General features: G+C 48.9%; 19 protein-coding genes. 14 read left to right on the forward strand and 5 right to left on the reverse strand.

Annotation, left to right across the window (positions count from 1 at the left end):
- Positions 1–12 precede the first annotated feature (12 nt).
- The 3 genes from ACHZCY_RS19970 to hisF all read right to left on the reverse strand — a co-directional run bounded on the left by ACHZCY_RS19970 (position 13) and on the right by hisF (position 3,259).
- Complete coding sequence (locus tag ACHZCY_RS19970; protein ID WP_319550134.1) at positions 13–1,008, reverse strand: hypothetical protein; 996 nt, start codon at positions 1,006–1,008, stop codon at positions 13–15.
- On the reverse strand, positions 1,008–1,460 hold the full coding sequence (locus ACHZCY_RS19975) for a universal stress protein (protein WP_205222524.1): 453 nt from the start codon (positions 1,458–1,460) through the stop codon (positions 1,008–1,010). The genes ACHZCY_RS19970 and ACHZCY_RS19975 overlap by 1 nt, the downstream gene beginning before the upstream one ends.
- 215 nt (positions 1,461–1,675) lie before the next feature.
- Entirely contained in the window at positions 1,676–3,259 is a 1,584-nt protein-coding gene (hisF, locus tag ACHZCY_RS19980; protein WP_319550135.1) for an imidazole glycerol phosphate synthase subunit HisF, read from the reverse strand.
- Between the two features lie 311 nt (positions 3,260–3,570).
- On the opposite strand from hisF, the gene ACHZCY_RS19985 reads away from it, so the two are divergent.
- The 8 genes from ACHZCY_RS19985 to ACHZCY_RS20020 all read left to right on the forward strand — a co-directional run bounded on the left by ACHZCY_RS19985 (position 3,571) and on the right by ACHZCY_RS20020 (position 12,102).
- Complete coding sequence (locus ACHZCY_RS19985) at positions 3,571–4,443, forward strand: sugar phosphate nucleotidyltransferase (RefSeq protein ID WP_319550136.1); 873 nt, start codon at positions 3,571–3,573, stop codon at positions 4,441–4,443.
- Positions 4,433–5,497: an aminoglycoside phosphotransferase family protein gene (locus ACHZCY_RS19990; protein ID WP_319550137.1), complete on the forward strand. Its 1,065-nt coding sequence runs from the start codon at positions 4,433–4,435 to the stop codon at positions 5,495–5,497. The genes ACHZCY_RS19985 and ACHZCY_RS19990 overlap by 11 nt, the downstream gene beginning before the upstream one ends.
- Positions 5,494–6,834, forward strand: coding sequence for a ribosome biogenesis GTPase Der (der, locus tag ACHZCY_RS19995; protein WP_205222520.1), 1,341 nt, complete (start codon positions 5,494–5,496; stop codon positions 6,832–6,834). The genes ACHZCY_RS19990 and der overlap by 4 nt, the downstream gene beginning before the upstream one ends.
- Positions 6,835–6,910: 76 nt before the next feature.
- Complete coding sequence (locus ACHZCY_RS20000; RefSeq protein ID WP_205222519.1) at positions 6,911–8,491, forward strand: ABC transporter substrate-binding protein; 1,581 nt, start codon at positions 6,911–6,913, stop codon at positions 8,489–8,491.
- 38 nt (positions 8,492–8,529) lie between these two features.
- Positions 8,530–9,546 carry an ABC transporter permease gene (locus ACHZCY_RS20005; RefSeq protein WP_205222540.1) on the forward strand — a complete coding sequence of 339 codons (1,017 nt, stop codon included), beginning with the start codon at positions 8,530–8,532 and terminating at the stop codon, positions 9,544–9,546.
- Between the two features lie 2 nt (positions 9,547–9,548).
- Positions 9,549–10,487, forward strand: a complete 939-nt coding sequence (nikC, locus tag ACHZCY_RS20010) for a nickel transporter permease (RefSeq protein ID WP_205222518.1) — start codon at positions 9,549–9,551, stop codon at positions 10,485–10,487.
- On the forward strand, positions 10,487–11,326 hold the full coding sequence (locus ACHZCY_RS20015) for an ABC transporter ATP-binding protein (protein WP_369125054.1): 840 nt from the start codon (positions 10,487–10,489) through the stop codon (positions 11,324–11,326). Before nikC ends, ACHZCY_RS20015 begins: the two co-directional genes overlap by 1 nt.
- Entirely contained in the window at positions 11,308–12,102 is a 795-nt protein-coding gene (locus tag ACHZCY_RS20020) for an ABC transporter ATP-binding protein (protein ID WP_319550138.1), read from the forward strand. Before ACHZCY_RS20015 ends, ACHZCY_RS20020 begins: the two co-directional genes overlap by 19 nt.
- A 270-nt stretch (positions 12,103–12,372) precedes the next feature.
- Here the strand turns inward: ACHZCY_RS20020 and ACHZCY_RS20025 are convergent, their stop codons facing one another.
- Complete coding sequence (locus tag ACHZCY_RS20025) at positions 12,373–13,497, reverse strand: amidohydrolase (RefSeq protein WP_319550139.1); 1,125 nt, start codon at positions 13,495–13,497, stop codon at positions 12,373–12,375.
- 97 nt (positions 13,498–13,594) lie between these two features.
- Positions 13,595–15,448, reverse strand: coding sequence for a Na/Pi cotransporter family protein (locus ACHZCY_RS20030; RefSeq protein ID WP_319550140.1), 1,854 nt, complete (start codon positions 15,446–15,448; stop codon positions 13,595–13,597).
- A 222-nt stretch (positions 15,449–15,670) separates the two neighbouring features.
- On the opposite strand from ACHZCY_RS20030, the gene ACHZCY_RS20035 reads away from it, so the two are divergent.
- From ACHZCY_RS20035 to ACHZCY_RS20060, 6 genes are all read left to right on the forward strand, one after another.
- Positions 15,671–16,348, forward strand: a complete 678-nt coding sequence (locus tag ACHZCY_RS20035; RefSeq protein WP_205222513.1) for a TIGR00153 family protein — start codon at positions 15,671–15,673, stop codon at positions 16,346–16,348.
- A gap of 68 nt (positions 16,349–16,416) precedes the next feature.
- On the forward strand, positions 16,417–17,730 hold the full coding sequence (locus ACHZCY_RS20040) for an inorganic phosphate transporter (protein ID WP_319550141.1): 1,314 nt from the start codon (positions 16,417–16,419) through the stop codon (positions 17,728–17,730).
- Between the two features lie 145 nt (positions 17,731–17,875).
- The gene (locus ACHZCY_RS20045) at positions 17,876–18,469 is read left to right on the forward strand and encodes a hypothetical protein (RefSeq protein ID WP_205222511.1); all 594 of its coding nucleotides are present in this window, start codon (positions 17,876–17,878) and stop codon (positions 18,467–18,469) included.
- A gap of 339 nt (positions 18,470–18,808) precedes the next feature.
- Positions 18,809–18,991 carry a hypothetical protein gene (locus ACHZCY_RS20050; protein ID WP_232371024.1) on the forward strand — a complete coding sequence of 61 codons (183 nt, stop codon included), beginning with the start codon at positions 18,809–18,811 and terminating at the stop codon, positions 18,989–18,991.
- Positions 18,988–20,454 carry a UDP-N-acetylmuramate:L-alanyl-gamma-D-glutamyl-meso-diaminopimelate ligase gene (gene mpl / locus ACHZCY_RS20055; RefSeq protein ID WP_319550142.1) on the forward strand — a complete coding sequence of 489 codons (1,467 nt, stop codon included), beginning with the start codon at positions 18,988–18,990 and terminating at the stop codon, positions 20,452–20,454. The genes ACHZCY_RS20050 and mpl overlap by 4 nt, the downstream gene beginning before the upstream one ends.
- 417 nt (positions 20,455–20,871) lie before the next feature.
- Positions 20,872–22,008: a Re/Si-specific NAD(P)(+) transhydrogenase subunit alpha gene (locus tag ACHZCY_RS20060; protein ID WP_319550143.1), complete on the forward strand. Its 1,137-nt coding sequence runs from the start codon at positions 20,872–20,874 to the stop codon at positions 22,006–22,008.
- Position 22,009: the final 1 nt, after the last annotated feature.

A 22,009-nucleotide genomic window follows, 5' to 3' on the forward strand; every position in this document is an offset into this window, starting at 1 on the left:
GCACCATGGGCGTTACCGGGGGAGCTCCTCCAAGGCATCTTCCAGATCATTGTATAGCTCGTCAACAGATTCGTAGAAGACGTTGGTGGCAGTCGAGAAATGAAGTAAAATGTTGTTGAGTTTGGTTGGAATATAAGGAAAAAGTTTTTGTAAATTCACCACCCTGTTTTGCGAGAGCAGAGACAGGTCCCGTTGGTTTATTTCACTTAATTTCTTGAGGCCCAGTTCCGGGTCTTTTTCTATATCTCGGGGATGGTAATTTCCCCGTCCTGTCAGGTAGAGTAGGATATTTCCCAGTTCGAACAGGTCCAGGGCATAGGGTTTCTCCGGCAGGTAGAAGTCGTAATCAAAGTCAATCCAGGAAAAAACACCGGTTGTTCGGTCTACAAAAATATGATCGCGGCGGATGTCGCCGTGACGAAAACCATTTTCATGGAGAATGCCTATCGCTTTGATACACCCCAGATACCGTTCCAGGATGGAGGGCAAATGGTTATAAAAATAGTCTTGGTGGGAACACTGAGGTTTGTGGATATACTTGTCAAGTCTGTTGCCGTTGATGGGGATCAGTACTCGAAGGAGGTTGCCGACGTCGTCAAGTATTGGTTCACCCTGCATAAATTGGGGGTGCCCTGTTGTGAGCTCGAGGATGCCGGCCTCTTTTTCAGGGCTGCGGTAACAGGTGATAAGGTAGCTTCCCAGCCGGATGTCAAAGGTTTCATGAAACACCAGCTTCAGAATGTATTTTTTGCCGGTGGTTAATTCTTCGGTTTTAGGTACCCATGGCTTTATCTGTTCATGGACCCCGAAACGCCCTTCTTTGGTATAGGCTGTAATAAGGTAATAGCGATCCTCAACATGAATGATGTCGCCATAATCGATTGAGGTGAAATCAGTGGTGTCGATAAACACCCTGGTTGGCCTACGCAGGCTGCGGGTAACCCTGTGGTTTGCGAGTTTTTCCTGGATCGCTACCGGAAGCGTGTCTTTATAGGTATATTTAAGCATTAACCCACCACCCACACTGCAATGTCTTTTCCGTTATGGATAAGGGCACTGGATATGGACCCAAAGAGAAATTCTTCAGACTTTGAGATTCCCCTTTTTCCCACCACGATGGTGCCGTAATTTTCTTTTTTTTGCAGGCTGAGGATGGCCTCGCTGATGGTGGTGTTGTCTGCCATCAGGCAACGGGTTGCAATGGATTCTTCAGGGACACCGCCATCTTTGAGATGTTGAGCGGCTTTACGGAGAAAAAATGTGGCCTGTTTTTGCTGGTCTTGCTGGTATTCGTCGAGGGTGGAACCTCCGCGATAGTAGTCAGGCGGCGGGGCGGGGTAAATGTGGAGCAGGCAAAGCTTAACCCCGGTGAGTTTGCCGGTAATGCTGCCGACATAATTGACTGCATTTACGGACATTTGTGAGTTGTCAATCGCAATGATAATTCGTTTCCAGTCCATAAACACCTCGTAAAAAGCATTTGATACGGATGGTAACTGTTTTTTAGCCGTCCAGTGGTACTGCACTGCGGCTGACAGAACAGTGGATGAGCGCTAGTACCTGTATACGATTAATTATATAACGTGGTTCTTGTGAAGTAAATGGAAGGGCAAAATTTTTAGGAAAGGGAAAAGGGTCGTTTGTTGTCGAACGACCCTTTACATGAAGTGGTAAACTAATATGCTGAAGGACGAATTTCCACCCGTTGGTTAAGATAGGCTTTGACCAGGCCTATGGGCACCTCTTTACGATGGAAAATACCGGCGGCCAAGGCTGCTTCCGCCTCTGTTTCAGTGAAGACCTCATAGAAGTGCTCACTGCAGCCGGCGCCGCTGGAGGCAATCACCGGAATGGTTATAGCTGTGCGAACCGCGTTGACCAGTTCGATATCGAAACCTGCATTGGTACCATCGCGGTCAATACAGTTGAGCAGGATTTCGCCTGCACCCAGTTGTTCGCATACCTCAGCCAGTGTGACCGCATCCAGATCACGTCCTTCTCTGCCGCCTTTGATGGTGCATTGGTACCAGCAGTATTTTTCCTTGTTGGGACCCGGGCGAGAGGTTTCGATAACATGGTGGTTCGGAGCGTCATCCGGACTCTCGACATAGATCCGCCGTGGATCGATGGAAATAACTACCGCCTGGTTGCCGTACACCCGGGCAATTTGTTCGATGGAGCTCAGGCCGGTGCTTTTGCCTTGGGCCAACACCTCTTCAACGATCAAAACCGCATCAGAGCCGATAGATATTTTATCTGCTCCGGATCGGAAATAAGCAGAGGCAACCTCCAAGGCTGAGTAATGGCGTCCGTTGCAGTCAGTAAAATCACGAATGCCACCACCTATGGTCAGGGGAACAAAAACGTTTTTAGAAGTCTGCTCAAGAACTTCGATCATGGGCATGTCTTCTAAAGGGAAATCTCTGAACCCGGTGATATTAAGAAAGGTAACCTCATCCGCCCCCTGTTCGTAATATTCCTGGGCAAGCTCGACCGGTTTTCCCAGGTTGCGCACGTCGCCCTTTTCGCGGACATCATACTGGTCCCCCTTGGTAACCACCAGGTCGCCATGGTCATTGGAGCGAACATCCAGGCAGGCTATGATTCTTTTGGCAAGTTTGGTGGTTTGGGGGCAGTGTGCAGGCACGGCGGCCTCTTTGTTGCCGGTCAGAAAGTTTTCCAAAAGTTGTAAACCGGCTTTGCCGCTTTTTTCCGGGTGAAACTGGGTGGCAACAATGTTGTCTTTTTGGATGGCACTGACAAACCTATACCCATAATCAGTGGTTGTCAGCGTGTAGTCGTCCGATTCCGGGGCAATGTGATAGGAGTGCACAAAGTAAAACTTTTCGTTTCCCTTGAGCTCAGCGAAAAGAGGAGACGGTTGATGGATGGTGATCCCGTTCCAGCCGATGTGCGGTACCGCTAATTCTACATCAAATTTTTTAACCGTACCTCGCAAAAGGCCAAGGCCTGGTTCATCCGGGGCTTCTTCGCTGGATTCGAACAAAGCCTGGAGGGCTACGCAGATACCAAAAAAAGGCTTGCCCGATTGCAGGTAGCGTAAGAGTGGCTCAACCAACTGCTTTTGTCGTAAAATCTGCATCATGGCGCCGAAGTTACCAACACCTGGAAAAACGAGACGCTCGGCATTATTAATGCCTTCTGCGCTGTTAACAGGGGTAACGGTCTCGCCAAGTTTTTCAATAGCATTGATAACCGAACGAACATTGCCGGCACCGTAATCAAGTAAAGTAATCATTTTTTTATTTCGAGTAGTTGCAAGGAGAGTAAGGAAACTGTACAAAGGGGTGAACTTAGAGCTGTTGGAACCACAAGTCAAGATCAATCCTCACGGTATATCAAGACTTTTCTTGTTTAATGGAAATGTGAAACATTGGTCATGCTTGAAGGAATGGCTAAGTTAACACACCAGTATGATAGGAAAAGTAGTTTTGTTGTGTGAGGGCATGCACCGGGTATGTCGAATACCATGAAAAAAGCCGCGGCACAGTACGCCGAAGCTGTTGCTGTGCGATCATTTTTCCCCCTGTTGAAGGTATTATTTAAATTATGCAGGCAATATTACTGGCAGCAGGTTTCGGTACTCGGCTCAGGCCTTTCACCGAACATCGGCCCAAACCCCTGTTTCCTGTCCTCAATACGCCGTTGCTGATTATTTTGTTACACAAACTGCGAGATGCCGGCTGTACCCGAATCGTTGTCAATTGTCATCACCTTGCGGAGCAGATAAAAAAAACGTTATCCATTTCTCCTGACATACACGTGCAGCATGAACCGGAGATACTCGGAACCGGGGGAAGTTTACGTAAAGCATTACCGCAGTTTGTAAATGAGCCTGTTTTGGTGATGAATGGCGATATATATCATGATATTGACCTTGCCGTCCTTTATCAAACACACTTGTGCAACCAATATAGGGTGACACTGGCAATGCATGATTTCCCAAGGTTTAATACGGTCTCCGTCGCTGGAGACCGAATATGTTCTTTTCAGCAGAGTAGCCAGGGCGAGAAGCAGGCATTTACAGGCATTCATGTTGTAGACCCCGACGTGTTGGAATTGATTCCTCAGGCGGGTTTTTTCCACATCATTGATCTTTACGAGGAGTTAGCCCGTGACGGCCAGGTTGGGATTTTTAGCGCTGACAACTGTTTCTGGCGTGATATTGGTACCCCCGCAGATTATCTCGATCTGCATCGGGAGCTGCTGACTGATGTGCAGGGGCAGTGTAGATGGCATATTTCTTCTGCTGCCCAGGTTGCCTCTGATGCGGTGTTTGATGACTGGGGTGCCATCGGCAAAGGGTGCGTGGTTGGCAGCGGAGCCAGGCTTGCCAGATCTGTGCTATGGGATAATGCTACGGTGGACTCCGGAAGTGTGATCGAAGACCGGATTGTTATGGGTGATGGAGATGGTGAGTAAACAAACAATGGGCAAGTATACATCCATCATTACAAAAGCAACAGGCCTGTTACAACCACATGGTATTGCCCTTATCCCTGCACAATTGCAGGTGGACCAGCTCGTGCCTGATGGCTCGACCCGTATCTTTTTACGTCTGAAGCAGAAGGACCAGCAGGTTGTCTGCGTCTTACCCCCGGAAGGGGACCGTAACGGTACGGCTGAATCGCGATCTTTTTTTGCCATTGGCCGCCATCTTCAGGGGCAAGGCGTTCCCGTCCCTTTTGTTTATGGTTTTGCTGAGTCCTGCAGTATGGTTGTCTGTGAAGATCTTGGCAACAGTCGGCTTCACGATCTCCTGGCAAAAGAACAGGGGATGACGCCCCGGTTACTTAAACTTTATGAACAGGCTGTCCGAACATTAGCGCACATGCAGGTGAAAGGAGCACGCTCTTTTGACCCAACCTGGTGCTGGGACACGCCTGTGTATGATATGCAGGTAATGCTTGAAAAGGAATCCGGGTATTTTCTCCAGGCCTTTTGCAGGGATTACCTTGAACTGACATTTGACAGTGAGGCTGTCCGGGATGATTGTGTCCGCCTTGCTCAGGCTGCTGCAAAAGCACCTGCGGAATTTTTTCTGCATCGTGATTTTCAAAGCAGAAATATTATGGTTGCAGCCGGTGATGTCCGAATCATCGATTACCAGGGCGGACGTCTGGGGCCTTTGGCCTACGATCTGGCCTCTTTGCTGCTAGACCCTTACGCACGGCTTGCAAAGGAGATCCGTGATCATTTGACCTGCACCTATTTGAAGGAGCTTGATACGCTGTGTAAGTATGATCATCGACAGTTCTTCCATGAACTCTTGCTGCTCTCTCTCCAGCGAAACCTGCAGATTCTTGGTGCTTTTGCCTTTTTAACACGGGTTCGGCAGAAACCTTTTTTTCAACAGTTTCTAGCCCCGGCCCTTACCTCACTCATCGCATTGCTTGAAAAACCTGCAGCTGCTGAGTATGCTGCTCTTTATACCCTCACCCGGCAATGCCGTACCCAATTAGATAAGAAAATATGACAACTGTTGCAGATACACTGATCGCTCTGATTGGTCGACCCAATGTCGGCAAATCAACCTTGTTTAACCGGATGACCAAAAGGCGTGATGCGCTGGTCGATCCGACTCCCGGAGTGACCAGAGATCGTCACTATGCACATGTCGTCTGGGAAGAACATCCTTTTACCCTGGTCGATACCGGAGGCATCGATGACGAAGACGATACCATTACCAATCATATCCGCCACCAAGCGATGCTTGCCATCGAAGAGGCGGATATTATTTTGTTTCTCATGGATGGTCGGCAAGGACTTAATCCGGCAGACATTGAAATTGTGGATATGTTGCGCCGGGTTGATAAGGATGTCTATTATATAGTCAATAAGATTGACGGTCCTGATATTGAACATGAACTGCTTGCTCCCTTTTGGGAACTGGGGGTGGAACAGCTCTGGGCGCTTTCCGGAGATCATGGCTATGGGTTCAAGACGCTTATGAACGCTCTGGTGGAAGATATGGAGCCAACCGGAGAAGTTGCACAATTACCTGAAAATACCATTCGCCTGGCTTTTTTCGGGCGTCCAAACGTTGGTAAATCTTCCATGGTCAACGCCATTCTCGGCCAGGACCGAATGGTGGTTTCCGAGATCTCGGGTACCACCCGCGATGCAGTGGATACACTGGTGAGTCGCGATAAATATAATTACCTGCTTATTGATACGGCCGGCATCAGGCGGAAAGGGAAAACCACGGATAAGCTTGAGAAATTTTCTATCCTTAAGGCACTTAAATCTCTTGCCCGTTGCGATATCGCAGTGGTCATTATTGATGCGGACGAAGGACTCACTGAGCAGGATACCAAGGTGATCGGCTACACCCAGGAACACGGGAAAGCTTTGATTATTCTGCTCAATAAATGGGACCTGATTGAAGGCGATAAAAAACGGCAGGAATGGTTGCTTAATGAAGTGGAGATGGCCACCAACTATATCCCTTTTGCCCCTGTTTTTAGGGTGTCAGCACTGACCGGTTACGGCATTAAACGAATTTTTCCTGAGATTGGCAAGGTCCATCGTCAGTTTCATATGCGTTTTCCGACCAGCAGTCTTAACCGGTTGCTTGAAGCCGCTGTTTCACACCATGAACCGCCCATGTATAGGGGAAGAAGGCTCAAGCTGTTTTACACTGCTCAGTTGGGGACAGCACCGCCGACCTTTGCCGTCATCGCGAGTGCGCCCAAAGGTATCCATTTTTCCTATCAGCGCTACCTTGCCAATCGATTCCGAGAGGGGCTTGGGCTTGACCGGGTGCCGGTGCGTTTATTTTTTAAGGAACGAAGTGGGCGAAAGAAAAAATAAATCTGCAGGAAAACAAGCTGTTGTCATAAAGGCCGGCGTAGGCTGAAGGGTGTCCTTAAACAAAGAGGAGGAGAGTATGAAGCGATGTTGTCTGTTGATACTGATGTCTATTTTTCTGTGCTGTAATCCGGTGACGGCGAAAACGCCCAAGCATATTTTGGTTATGGCGGCACAGATAGATGATATGATATCTCTTGATCCTGCCGAAATATTCGAATTTTCAGGTGCAGAGTATGCTGCCAATACCTATGATCGTCTGATCGGGTATGATGTGGATAATGTTGCTGAAATTTTTGGTGTCCTGGCTGAGAGCTGGACAGTTGCTGACGATGGCATGACCTTTACCTTTAAAATCCGTCAAGGCGTTACTTTTGCTTCGGGCAATCCCATGACCGCTGAAGATGTTGCTTTTTCGCTGCAGCGTGTCATTTTGCTGGATAAATCACCAGCCTTTATTATCAGTCAGTTCGGTTTTACCCCGGAAAATGTAAAAGAAAAGATCAAAGCTGTTGATGCGGAAACGCTTGTGTTTACCACCGATAAACCTTATGCACCGACCTTTGTTCTGTACTGTTTGACCGCTACTCCGGCTTCTGTAGTGGATAAGAAACTGGTTTTGAGCCATGAGCAAGATGGAGACCTTGGGTATAACTGGCTGAAAACCAATTATGCCGGCTCCGGTTCTTTTACATTAAAGACATGGAAACCGGCAGAACTACTCATGTTGGACGCCAACCAAAAGTATTGGGACGGAGTGCCGGCCATGCGGCGAGTGATTATGCGCCAGGTCTCCGAGGCTGCAACCCAGCAGCTTTTATTAGAAAAAGGGGATGTGGACATTGCCCGCGACCTGGGAGCTGACCAGCTCGACTCCCTCAAAGACAATCCAGACGTGAAACTGCACCCAAAGCCGAAAGGCGGGATTTGGTACCTGGGGCTGAACCAGAAAAACGAGGCCCTGAGTAAGCCCAAGGTCCGTGAGGCACTGAAGTATTTGGTTGATTACCAGCAGATGGCCGACACGCTTCTGCGAGGAACCATGATTGTCCATCAGGCATTTCTGCCCATGGGTTTTCTGGGCGCTTTGGAAGATAAACCCTATGCCCTTGATGTTGAAAAGGCAAAACAACTGCTTGCTGAAGCCGGGTATGGTGATGGCTTGACCCTGACTATGGCCACGCGCAACACTAGTCCGACAATGGACATGGCACAGGCCATCCAGGCGACTTTTGCCAAGGCAGGCGTGACGGTGGAAATCTTGCCCATGGATGGTAAGCAGGCTCTGACAAAGTATCGTGCCCGTAATCATGATATCTACATCGGTAAGTGGGGACCGGATTATCAGGATCCGCATACCAATGCTTCCACCTTTGCCTGGAATAGAGATAATTCCGATGAGGCTAAATCTAAACCGCTAGCCTGGCGAAATGCCTGGGATATTCCTGAAATGTCCGAGGCAACCGATGCGGCCGTTACTGAACGTGATCCGGAAAAACGTGCGGCAATGTATCAGGCTATCCAGAGAGAGCATCAGCAGGTTTCCCCTTTTGTGATCATGTTTCAGGAGATTGAGGTGGCTGCGGAACGGACTGATGTGAAAGGGTTTATCCTTGGCCCGAGTTTTGACTCCAATTTTTACTACAACGTTACCAAATAGTTTATAGGGAACGCTGCTTGAAAACAACCCCATCAATTATGGCTGGAATCGGATTAAAGATTCCAGCCATCTTTTTTTCTGTTGCCCTTACTTTTCTCGGCTTGCTTTTTATCACTTTTTTTATAGGCCGAGTGGTCCCCATTGATCCTGTGTTGGCAGCTGTCGGCGACCGAGCGACCCCGGAAGTTTACGAACGGATGCGGATTGAGTTGGGGCTCCATCTTCCTCTGTATCAACAGTTTTGGATATATCTGCTTAAGGTGTTCCAAGGCGATTTCGGCATGTCCGTACTCACGGCTAACCCGGTGCTCAAAGATATCCAGCGTGTTTTCCCTGCAACGTTGGAACTTGCAACCGTTGCCACCGCTATCGGGGTACTGGTCGGTATCCCATTCGGCATTATTGGGGCGGTATTTAGGGGCCGATGGCCGGATCATATTTTACGGGTGGTCAGTCTGTTTGGTTATTCCGTACCCGTTTTCTGGCTTGGCCTGGTTGGGTTGCTCATTTTTTACGGTCGGCTTGATATTGCTCCAGGTCCTGGTAGGATCGAGGTTTTTTACGAGGGGATGGTTGATCCTGTGACCGGACTTCTGGTTGTTGATGCCCTGTTGGCCGGTGAGTGGGATATATGCAAAAATGCGTTGGCGCACCTGGTGCTTCCCGCTTCTATCCTTGGCTATTTTTCAACGGCCTATATCAGCAGGATGACACGTAGTTTTATGCTGGATCAACTGGAGCAGGAATACATAACCACTGCCAGGGTCAAGGGGATTGCCGAATGGCGGGTGATTTGTATCCATGCTTTGGGTAACGTGCGAATCCCTTTGATTACCGTTGTTGCCCTCAGCTATGCTAGCCTGCTTGAAGGATCGGTCCTTACCGAGACGGTTTTTGCATGGCCAGGTCTTGGTATGTATCTTACCCAATCTTTATTAAGTGCAGACATGAATGCGGTGTTGGGTGCGACCATTGTTGTCGGCGGTGTGTTTATCGGCGTCAACTTATTATCTGATCTGCTGTACAAGATCTTTGACCCGCGGGCCAGGATGTAGTCATGGCAAACAACGAGTATCCGCAACAAGAACAAACTGTTGACGGTCTTCGCCAGTGGCTGCTTACCACCACTCCCTGCAGTCGACTGCAGGCAAGAGCCGGCCGGAGCTATATAGCCTGGCTCAGCTTTACCCGGAATCGACTGGCAGTGATCGGGTTGGGCATCATCACCCTGCTGGTGCTGACAGCAGTCCTTGCCCCTTTGATCGCTCCGTATCATCCCAATGTTCCCGATCTGGAGCAGCGGTTGCAGACCATGTCCATGGAACACTGGCTGGGAACAGACCAACTGGGACGAGATATCCTTTCCCGAATTTTGTACGGTTCTCGGCTGACCCTGTATGTGGTCGTGCTTGTTGCCATTATTGCCGCTCCCCTCGGGTTGGTTGTTGGTACGGTTGCGGGGTACAGTGGCGGATTGGTTGATAGTGTGCTGATGCGGATAACCGATATTTTTCTCGCCTTTCCCAAGCTGATTCTTGCTCTTGCTTTTGTGGCAGCGCTCGGGCCGGGAATAGAGAATGCTATTATTGCCATAGCTATTACCTCCTGGCCCCCATATGCGAGAATTGCAAGGGCGGAAACCATCACGCTCCGCAACTCCGATTTTATTGTTGCAGCTCGGCTGCAGGGGGCAGGTCATATTCGGTTGATCGTGCATCACATAATTCCTTTATGTCTTTCATCGGTTATTGTCAGGGTAACACTGGACATGGCAGGGATCATACTGACGGCCGCAGGATTGGGTTTTCTTGGCTTGGGTGCTCAGCCGCCGCTTCCCGAATGGGGTGCAATGATTGCCGGCGGTCGCCAGTTTTTGCTTGACCAATGGTGGGTGGCAACACTTCCCGGTATAGCCATTTTTATTGTCAGTCTCGGCTTTAATCTTTTGGGCGACGGTCTCCGTGATGTCCTTGATCCGCGATCAGGGGGCAAATGATGGAACCTTTGCTCACAGTTGAGAATCTCCAGGTCAGCTTTACCAGCCACCACCGAACGGTGGATGCGGTAAGGGGGCTGAGTTTTACCATGGGCCGGGAAAAACTTGGTATTGTCGGGGAGTCGGGATCCGGCAAGTCGGTGACAGCCAGGGCTATTCTTGGTCTTGTCGGATCTCCGGGGAAAGTGGAGGCGGAAAAGCTTGTCTTTGATGGACAGGATTTGTTGGCAGCCGACCCCGCAACCTGGCGAAGTATAAGGGGCCGTCGCATTGCCATGGTCATGCAGGATCCGAAGTTTTCCCTTAATCCGGTAATGAAAGTTGGGGCGCAGATTGTGGAGGCCTGTCGTGCGCATAGTAAAATGAGTCGAACCCAGGCCCGGGAAGAAGCGCTGGCAATGCTCAGAGCCGTGCAGATTCGTAATGCCGAGCGAGTGTTTCATCTGTATCCACATCAGGTTTCAGGCGGGATGGGGCAGCGGATCATGATTGCAATGATGCTTATTACCAGCCCTGATTTGTTAATCGCCGATGAGCCGACCTCAGCCCTTGATGTGACCGTGCAGCTGCAGCTTCTGGCTATTATGGATGATCTGGTAAGTCAGCAGGGGATGGGGCTTATTTTTATCAGCCATGACCTGCATCTGGTTGCTTCATTCTGTGACCGGGTGATCATCATGTACGGCGGGCAGGTTATGGAGGTGTGTGATGCTGCCGAGCTGCAGAATGCCGGTCATCCCTATACGCAAGGTTTATTGAGCTGCATGCCGTCTATTGATCGCAAGCAGCAGGTATTGCCGGTTTTGCAGAGGCAGGAAGCATGGCTCAACAAGATGTAATGATCGATGTGCAAGGCCTTGGCGTCAGTTTTGGTCATGGTTCAGCCAGGGTGGATGCGGTTCGTGACGTGTCTTTTCAGGTAGCCAGGGGGTGCTCCTACGGGTTGGTAGGCGAGTCAGGTTCAGGCAAATCAACAGTGCTCAAGGCACTCTGCGGTCTGTACCCCCTGCAAGGGGGGAGCATAGCCATTGACGGCAGGGCGTGTATTGGTCGTCGGAATTTGGATTTTTATCGACAGGTGCAGATGGTCTTTCAGGATCCCTATGGTTCTCTCCACCCTCGGCACACGGTTGACCGCGTCCTGCGAGAGCCGATCACAATCCATAAGCTGGAGCGAGCAGAAAGCAGGATAAGGGAGATGCTGGTTGACGTGGGCCTGGGGCCGGATTTTCGGTTTCGTTATAGTCATCAGTTATCAGGTGGGCAGCGTCAGCGAGTGGCCATAGCACGGGCGCTGATTTTGAAACCAAAAATTTTGTTGCTTGACGAGCCGACCTCAGCCCTTGATGTTTCCGTGCAGGCCGAAATGCTGAACTTGTTGCATCGGCTACGGGAAAAATATGATCTGACCTATATTCTCGTCAGCCATGATCTTGCTGTGGTGGCGCACATGTGTGATCGGTTGGGGGTGATGGTTAACGGCAGAATGGTCGAAACACTCTCCGATGTAAGCCTGCTTAATGGCCAGGCAACCCATCCCTACACCCGTCAGTTGATAAATGCCTGCCATGGCTATGACCGGAAAATGATCGATGGTTTTGTCAGGTATGAATGATCAGGGCAACGCCTTAGCCTGGATTTCTCATCAGTTCAGGCGGTGGCAGGTTCAAAGTTTTTGGTAGTGAATCATAGTACCTAAACCCTGCATTTGGAAATTTCGGAGTCTACGCTTACCTTTTACTACCAAAATACTGAAGAAGATGGCGCCGCATGGACTGACCTTTGGTGAACATTTTGTTCCCTGTATATCTCATTTGCTTTCACTGTATCATTTTGAAATTAATACTTTTTTTAAAAAATACAAAGTGTTTATGGAAAATCCTGGTTAGTCGAGGTAGCTGCTAATTAATCGCATGAAAATATCCTTTGCCGGCTGAATCAACGCATTGGGGAAATCGTAGTCCGGATTATGGAGATTCGGGCGATCTGTACCTGCGCCGACGGCAAAAAGTGCACCCTCGCAAGTTGCCGTAATCCTCCCGAAATCTTCAGACCAGCGCAGCGGCTTATTGGGGATGGTCAATGGTGCATCGCCAACCACTTCTTGAATTCGTTTTACGGCTTGGGCACCATTAACCGTTGCCGGAAAGACGTCTTGGTATTCGATGCTAACCCTAAGGCCATCTTCGGCTGCCGCGTCATGCACTATGTGTTCAATGTACTGGGTCAGCTTTTTCATGGTTGCATCTGTTTCGCTTCTTAATGTGGTCCATATTTGAGCTTCGCCAGGCGCGGTGCCAAAGGCTTTTTTACCAAGCTGGGCTCCGACAACGGTTGCAAATGCAGTTTCATCTGCAGGTACTGTTGCCGGGGGGAGGACGGACATTTTTTGGATGCATGTACACATTGCCGCTGCCGGGCTTTGACCGGTTTCAGGCTGTGCAGCATGGGCTGTGCTGCCTGAAAGTTTTACGCTCATTCCACGTGAGGCGCAGTTAAAGGTACCAGGACGGACAATTATTTGGCCAAGAGGATATCCAGGGAGGTTATGCAAGGCAAAGGCAACGTCTGGTCTGATTGCCTCAAATCGTGGATCTTGAAGCACAGCCTTGGCACCCATGCCGTTTTCTTCCGCTGGTTGAAAAAGGAGCACCACTCTGCCGTGTTGTGTTCGTTTTGCTGCCAACTCCATACCCACCGCTGCAACAATAGCCATGTGTCCATCGTGACCGCATTGATGAGCAACCCCATTGATCTTTGAACAGTAGTCGAGCTGAGAGCGTTCTTGAACCGGGACTGCATCGAGTTCACAGCGCAGCATCACTGTCGGACCTGGTGCCTGCCCTGAAAAAACCAGCGCCACTCCGCAACCGCCTAACTCTTCAAGGATGGCGTCCGGGCTGAGGGGACTGAAAAACCGGACAATTCTTTTTGCCGTATTGTGCTCTTCGCCGGATAGTTCAGGGTATGTATGGAGGGTGTGGCGAAGCTGTCGTATAGGATCATTCATGGTGCAGGCTTGGAGATGGAGGTATGTGAAAGATACAGGGCTGCTAATTGCTCTTTTAGTAAAAAAAGTTCATGAGAAATACGGGCTTTTTGGAGATTCATGCATGCTTTGCATTGCTGCTGTGTTCAGTTGCTTGGGGTGGTTCCTCCCCTTCCGGGGAAGAATCTTCGCTTTTTGAACCGAGTAAGCCGGAACTCAATAACAAGTCGGCAATCTCTGCCGTATGCATGTTAATTATTTTAATGGCATCCATCAGCTCAATATGCACAGAATGGGTTTCAAGGCTTTCCTGACGCTCTGAAAATAAACGCTGCAGGTGTGCCTGGCGGTATTCAGCATCGAGTTCTGCGTAACGGTTTTTTCTGGTAATTACCTTGCGGGCCAGTGAGTGGGCCATGGTGGTCATAGCTTCCTGCAGCCTTTGCAATTGATGACCGACTTTTCTGTGGTAAATGATAAGTTCCCGTTTACCCTCGTTGGAAAAGTCCTGTTTAAGTTTTTGTTTTTTAGAAATTAATGGAACCAGCATCTTCGTTATAGTGTCACCAATACCCTCAAGTGCATCAAGCAGCGATATTAGATACATGGTTTCTGCCGCCTGTTCCGCGGTGAGTTCGTTGCGATGAAGCTTGAGAATATAGTTACGGGTCTGTTTTTCCAGGTAATCTATCTTGTGCTCACGCATTTCGATGCCTTCAAGCAGTGTCAGGTGAGGATAAATGACATCGTGGCGGGGCTTACTGGAAACAAAGGGATAGATGGCGGCTCTATGCATCCGGTACAGGATTTTTGCCATTCGTGCTATCTCGGCCCGAACCAGCTCGATTGCAAGAGCCGGTGTCGAGAGAACTGCATCGTCGAGATGCCATGTGGCTGGTACAACACCTTTAACTACTTTTTTGTCAGGGAGGATAAAGGTGCATAGTCTAGCAATAAGTCCGACAAAGGGCAGGAACACAAAACCCAGACTGACATTGAACACTGTGTGCGCATTGGCAATTTGCCGAGCGACCCCTGCACCTCCCATATCGGTGAGATGTCTGACGACCTGCGCAAATGGTTCTATCCAGAAGAGAAATAGAAACACCCCGATTACCTCTATGATGACATAGGAAAGAGCAACTCTTTTGGCCTCTCTGGTTCTGCCGATTGCTGCAAGCACTGCAGTGATGCAAGTACCGATATTGGCTCCAAGGATGAGAGGAATGCCTGCTTCAAGGGTTATGAGACCCTGTTGGGAAATGACTATCACTACCCCGATGGAAGCGCTGCTGCTTTGTACGAGAGCTGTGAAAATCATCCCAACCATAAGACCGAGAAATGGCGTTTCCAGTCCCTTCATTACATCAATAAATTCTTGTGAGGTGCGCAGGGGAGTCATTGCATCACCCATGAGTTTCATCCCGTAAAAGAGCATGCCGAAACCCAGGAGAATATCGCCGATGGACTGAATTTTTTGACTTTTGCCAAACATCCGCATCCCAAAGCCGATACTGACCATGATCAAGGCAAGGTCAGTGAGCTTAAAGGCCACCATCTGGGCAGTGATAGTGGTGCCGATGTTTGCGCCCAGTACGACTCCAAGTGACTGGGTAAAGGTCATCAGTTGAGACTGGACAAAACTGATCACCATGACCATGGTGGCGCTCGATGATTGGATGACCATGGTGACAAAAGCACCGGCAATGAGTCCTATAAACGTGTTGCGGGTGAGGGCGGCCAGGATGGAACGCATTTGGTCTCCGGCTGACTGCTTAAGGCCGGAGCTCATTTTTTCCATGCCGTACAAGAAAAAAGCAAGCCCTCCTACCAGACCAACACTCATCATAATCCATGACAAGGGGGGCTGTTCAGAACCGGCAGCCAGAGCTGACAGCGGGATAAAAAATATCAATGAAGGTATGAGCAAAAAGCGAAGCAACATGGGCAAAGAAACTGCAAAAAAAGTCATGGCGTCCTGAAATGGTTGAATATACAGTTAATCTTCGTTGAAATGGTATTGATAATAAATTATATCCTTAATTATTAAAGGGTTCTACCAGAAAAGATTTTTCATGATCGGCAAAGGGTGAAGATATGTTGACATTCCTGTCAGTCTTGGCTAGCTTCGAGCCCGCTTGAAAGATATGTGTTGTATGCAAGAGACGGTTAAAATCTTATTACGGAGGAAAATATGAAAAGTCTCATCGGTGATTTGTTCGGGACCTCTCCGTTCGGACCTATTGTAGAGCATAGTAAAAAAGTACACGAATGTGTAGAAATGCTCTGGCCCATCATGGAGGCATTGATAGGGGAAGATTATGCTACCATCCGCCAATTGCATTCCAAGATGTCCCGTCTTGAACACGAAGCCGACTTGATTAAAAATGAGGTGCGGGCCTTTCTTTCCCAGCGGACGTTTTTACCTGTGGATCGTAGTCAGCTTATTGCTTTTCTTTCCCGTCAGGAGCAGATGGCGGACCTGGCAGAGGATTTTACCGTTATTCTGACCTTGCGTGACACCCGCATTCATCCAAGTATTCAGGAACTTTTTCTTGAATTTCTCAATCAGGTGTTTCAGGTAAGCGGTACTTTCCTCACGGCTTCAGTTGAATTTAAGAATCTTGCCGGAACGGCTTTTGGTGGCGCTGAAGCCCGAGCTGTCCTTGAACATATCAAGGAACTCAGCAATGAGGAATGGAAGTGCGATAAAATGTCGAGACGTCTTTCCAGGGAAGTCTTTGCCCTGGAAGGTGAAGAAACGATCCTGAATATTCTTTTTTATGAAAAATTGGTAAAAATTCTTGGTGATATTGCAGATCAGGCACAAAAGGCCGGCGAATTGCTGGAAGTGATGATAGCAAAACCATAATTTTTTTTACTAGCCGACACCCTTACCCTCCTGTCAAGAACTGATAATACGCATACGGACTACGTATCATGGATTTCTATTACATAGTTATAGTATTTACTGCTCTTCTTGGGCTCTACATGGCCTGGAACATCGGGGCAAATGATGTTGCCAATTCCATGGCGGATGCTGTTGGTTCGGGGGCCCTATCCATCCGTAATGCCGTTATTGCAGCCGGACTATGCGAGTTTGCAGGGGCGGTACTTGTTGGCGCGCATGTAACCAATACAGTTCGCAAAGGTATTGTTGACCCAAGCGTTCTAGCCTCGCTTCCCGGAGTCAGTCCGGATGAAGTCGCTGTTATGTTGATTATCGGTATGTCCGGTGCCCTTTTATCAGCAGCATTTTGGCTCAATATGTCAACCTTGGTGGGGATGCCGGTTTCTACCACACACTCCATTGTCGGGGCTGTGGCAGGTTTCGGTATTGTTGCCGCTGGTTGGCATGCCGTTAACTGGGTAAAAATGGGACAGATTGTTTCTTCATGGTTTATTTCCCCCATTGCAGGAGGCGTTTTGTCCTACCTGCTGTTTGTTTATATAAGCAAGGCTATTTTAGGAAAAGAAAAACCAGTGAAGGCCGCTGTTATTCATCTACCTATTATCGTGTTTCTCCTGACTATGGTTGTTCTTTTAGCAACCATCTATAAGGGATTAAAACATGTTATTGGTGATATGCCGTGGCTGGCCGGCCAAAATTCTATCTGGATATCTTTTGCCATTGCCGTTGTCATGGCGTTTATTGCATGGATGTTTGCGAAAAAGAAGCTCGCTGCCCGCCAGAATGAGTCCTTGGGCGATCAGTTGGAGGCTGTTGAGAGCTCTTTTGTGCCTTTGGTCATTGTCAGCTCGTGCTCTGTTGCGTTTGCTCACGGAGCAAACGATGTTGCCAATTCGGTCGGTCCATTAGCTGCTATTATTCATGTCTTGGAGACTGGGAGCATTGAGATGAAGGTTCCCGTACCCATATGGATACTTGGTCTGGGTGGTGCCGGAATCGTGCTCGGTCTAGCCACTTACGGCTATAAAGTCATGAAAACAGTGGGGTATAAGATCACCGAGATAACTCCCTCCCGAGGCGTAGCAGCAGATATTGCCGCTACTGCAACCGTACTTGTCTGCACCAGGCTTTCCCTGCCGGTTTCGACCACACACACGCTTGTAGGAGCGATCCTTGGTATCGGTCTTGCTCGAGGGCTTGGCGGCGTAAACAGCAGGGTCGTGGTTTCCATATTCGGTTCCTGGTTGTTCACCGTACCGGCAGCTGGAGTTATGTCGATTGTTTTCTATCTGTTAGGGATGCGATTCTTTTTTGAGCCACTGCTATCCCTTGTTAGTCGTTGAAGTGTTAACTCGTTGTAAAATGGCTTTAACTACGTCGCTGTGGTAGGGCTGCTTCAGGTGCTATCTTTGCTTGACACAGATGACGGTGCCTGTTATCACCACAACAGATCTTTTTCAAAATGTAAAGTGCAACCGGGTAAAGAAAATGAAAAAAAAATATCTTATGGCGCTGCTTCTGGTGCTGGCTGTCTGTCACCCGAGCTTTGCTGCAGAAGAAGATACTGTACTCAGTACTATTGAAGAGGCTGTAAAGCAGTATAAAGCCGGTGAATATGCCGATGCTGCATCAAATCTTGATTATGCCTCGCAGCTTGTTCGTCAGCAGAAAAGTGAGAAAATGAAGCAGTTACTTCCGGAACCCCTTCCTGGCTGGGAGGCTGGTGAGGCAAGTGCACACACCATTGGTGCCGCCGTTTTAGGTGGTGGCGTCACGGTGAGCAGAGATTATTTTAAGGAGGACGCATCTTTGAGTTTGGAGATAGTTTCCGACTCACCTGTCCTGCAAAGTGTGTTAATGATGATTAATAATCCCATGTTTGCAGGTGCCGGCGGAGGGAAACTTGAAACGCTGAAAGGCCAACGTGCAATCATTAAATTTGATGCCAACAAGCGAAGCGGGGATGTCTATGTGGTTGTTGCCGGTCGGTTTATGGTAACTGTCAAGGGCGATAAGGTCGATCGTGAAGATTTGATTCAACTCGCTGAAGCTGTCGATTATAAGCGGTTGAGTGAAAATTAGGTCGTACACGAGGTAACTTTTTCATACAATTGTTGGTTGTAAGTAATTCTCCCGAAAAGTGCTTAACAGGTTTTTTTCGTGTGAGATTGAAAACCCCTGTTACACCTGGTTAAGAATTGGCCTTCTTCCGGTAGCAGGGGTTTTTTTGTCGAAGTGTAACTGCTCACAGTACCCCATCTTGGAACGATCGCAGTTTCCTGCAGAGATTAAGTGTAGCAAGAAACCGTGCTTGACCAAATATGGACCACCTGTAATCAGTTACAGGTTTGATGACTAATAAATCAAGGGGTACTCACCCCGTGACAAGTTACGTCAAGCGTGCAATCCATGAGGGAAACAGTGAAAAACGAAGAGAATAAAACTCCGCAGTTTCATCGTCCGGTAACCGATGAGGCTATTTTTAAAGGGGCTAAGGAAATAGTGGTTAAGTTTATCGAGGTGGGGAGGTTGACTCCCGGTAATTTCGCAGAAACCTTTGATCAGGTGTACAAGGCCGTCAAACGATCGGTGCATTCAGAATGAGCCGGGCTGCAACATTGGACCCTGCACGTAACTGCTGTCCTGAAAATCCAAGTCATATTCATATCATTGGTATCTGTGGTACCGGAATGGCTGCTTTGGCCGGTATGCTCAAACAGGAGGGCTATCGTATTACCGGTTCTGATCAGAATGTGTACCCGCCTATGTCGGATTTTTTAGCGGAGTGCGGCATCCCCGTACTGGCTGGATATTGCGCTGAAAACCTGAGAGATACCCCGGATCTTGTAATTGTCGGTAACGTTGTTCGCGCTACCAATCCCGAAGCCATCGCCCTTGCCGAACAGCAGATTCCATACCTTTCGATGCCCCAGGCATTGGGCGAATTTTTTCTGGCCGGGCATCGATCATTGGTTGTTGCCGGTACCCACGGCAAAACAACCACTTCGTCACTGTTGGCGACTACCCTGCATCGCGCTGGCTGTACCCCAGGATTTATGATTGGTGGGATAGTCGAAGCCTTTGGCCGCAATTTCAATATCAGTCAAGCACCTTATTTCGTGGTTGAGGGGGATGAGTATGATACGGCCTTTTTTAACAAAGTCTCAAAGTTTCACCATTACCGGCCGGAATGCGCAATTCTGACCTCTGTTGAATTTGATCACGCGGATATATTTGCCGACCTTGAGGCCATAAAAGCCTCTTTTGCCGAATTTATTGAACGGATCCCTTCCCATGGCGTTTTGGTGGCGCATACCGATGATGAAGTTGTTCGTGAGCTGACTGCGCAGGCACGATGTCCGGTCATTGGTTATGGTGTACAGGATAATTGCCGCTGGCAGGTAAAAGATGTTACCCCGCACGGGGTGTCGACCACCTTCACTCTGGCTTATGACCATAAAAATATCGGTGAGTTTTCCTTGCCTATGCCTGGCGTTCATAACGTGCTTAATGCCACGGCTGTCATTACTTTGTTGCACCACTTGGGGTTTGCCCTGGATGACGTTCGCCGGGGGCTCGCTTCTTTTGAGGGGGTAAAGCGTCGACAGCAGATACGGGGGTGTGTTGCCGGAGTAACCGTTATCGACGATTTTGCCCATCACCCTACTGCTGTGGCTGAGACCGTCAAAGCATTGCGCATGGCCTGGCCGACGAGCAGGTTGATTATCGTTTTTGAACCACGCACCAATTCAAGTCGAAGATCAATTTTTCAGCAGAATTATGCCGTAGCTTTTCAAGGAGCTGATCAAGTCATCGTGCGTGAACATGTTCCTCTTGATGGCATACCAGCAGAACAGCAATTTTCCTCGACTACCCTGGTTAACGACCTGAAGGCGAGAGGGATGGAGGCAGCTTACTTTCCAGATACCGACACTATCATTGCCCATGTGGCTGGTGTCGCTCAGGATGGTGATGTCGTTGCTGTGCTTTCAAACGGCGGATTTGATAATATTCACGATCGGTTACTCATCGCGCTTGCTGCTACAGGGAAAAAGTCTTTTGCCTGATTGCCCGTTGCGGGGCGTTTATCAAGAGCAATTTCAGTCTGCTTTCCGCACACCTGAACGGTAAGCTGCGCCTAGAAAAGGGCAGGCCTTTTATCGAGAATGTTTCGCTGGACTTGGGTATGGTATGGCTGTAGATTTCCCTTGACAGCTGCGGTGGGTAACCGCTAGATTAACGAATTTTCATGTTAATTTTAGAAGATTACGGCTGTCCCAAGGTGCAAAACGCATAATTTGCACATCGTAGGATTCTACTCAATTTTTTTTCACGCTCCCAAGACAAGAAGGCTGATATTTTGGCGAACGGCTTTTTTTTAGCCGAGTGAAAGAGCACGCGGTGTGGAATTGGGAAGGGGGGGAACAGTTTCGTAATTATTTACTCTTTATCGCTACATCTTCGTTTAAGAGAGGAGTTATTGTATGAAAATAGCGGTGATGAAAGAAGTACATGCAGGTGAAAATCGGGTACCGCTGATTCCCGCTACGGTGGAGAAATTGGTGAAGCTGGGGGCCGAGGTTGTGGTTGAGACCGGGGTCGGTTTGAGTTGTCGTTTTGAAGACTCTGCTTATACCGATGTCGGGGCCACCATCGGCGAGGATAGGCAAGAGCTGTTGAAAAGCAGTGATATCATCCTCAGGCTGCGCAAACCGCCTGTGGAAGAAATTGGGCTGATGAAAAAAGAGGCCCTGCATATCAGCTATCTTGATCCGTTCAACGAAGAACCATTGGTAAATGCCATGGTTGAAGCTGGGGTTAACGGGGTTAGCCTTGAGATGATTCCCCGTACAACTATTGCCCAAAAAATGGACGTCCTGAGCTCCCAGGCAAATCTGGGCGGGTATATTGCTGTTATTTTGGGTGCAGAGCAACTTGATAAGATTCTGCCGATGATGACAACTCCAGCAGGGACGATTAAACCAGCCACAGTGTTTATCATCGGTGTTGGTGTGGCCGGACTGCAGGCTATTGCCACAGCCAGGCGTCTTGGCGCAAGGGTTGAGGCCTTTGATACCAGGCCGGTTGTGGAAGAGCAGGTCAAATCACTGGGCGCTAAGTTTGTCAAAGTAGACCTCGGTGAGACAGGGCAAACCAAGGACGGCTATGCCGTGCAGCTCACTCCAGAGCAAATGGAGATGCAGAAGCAAGGTATGGCCAAGGCATGCGCGAAGGCGGATATTGTCATCACCACTGCCCAGCTTTTCGGCAGACCTGCTCCTCGAATTGTAGATCGGGCGATGATTGAACAGATGAAGCCTGGGTCTGTTATCGTGGATATGGCTGTGGAGACCGGCGGTAATGTTGAAGGCTCGGAGCTTGATAAAATTGTCGAGATTGCCGGAGTAAAGGTTGTCGGACTTTGTAATTTGCCCGGCCGGGTGGCGGAGACTGCCAGTCAGGTCTATTCTGCCAACCTAGGTAACTTTATCGAACATTTCTGGAACAAGGAAACCAAGCAGTTTGATCTTAATGTAGAAGACGATATCATCAAAGGATCGCTCATCACCCATAACGGTGAGATTTTCAGCGAGATGTACAAGTCTATTATGAATAAGTGAG

The organism is Desulfogranum marinum (assembly GCF_963675105.2).
In the GTDB taxonomy this organism is placed as follows: Bacteria; Desulfobacterota; Desulfobulbia; order Desulfobulbales; family Desulfobulbaceae; genus Desulfogranum; species Desulfogranum marinum.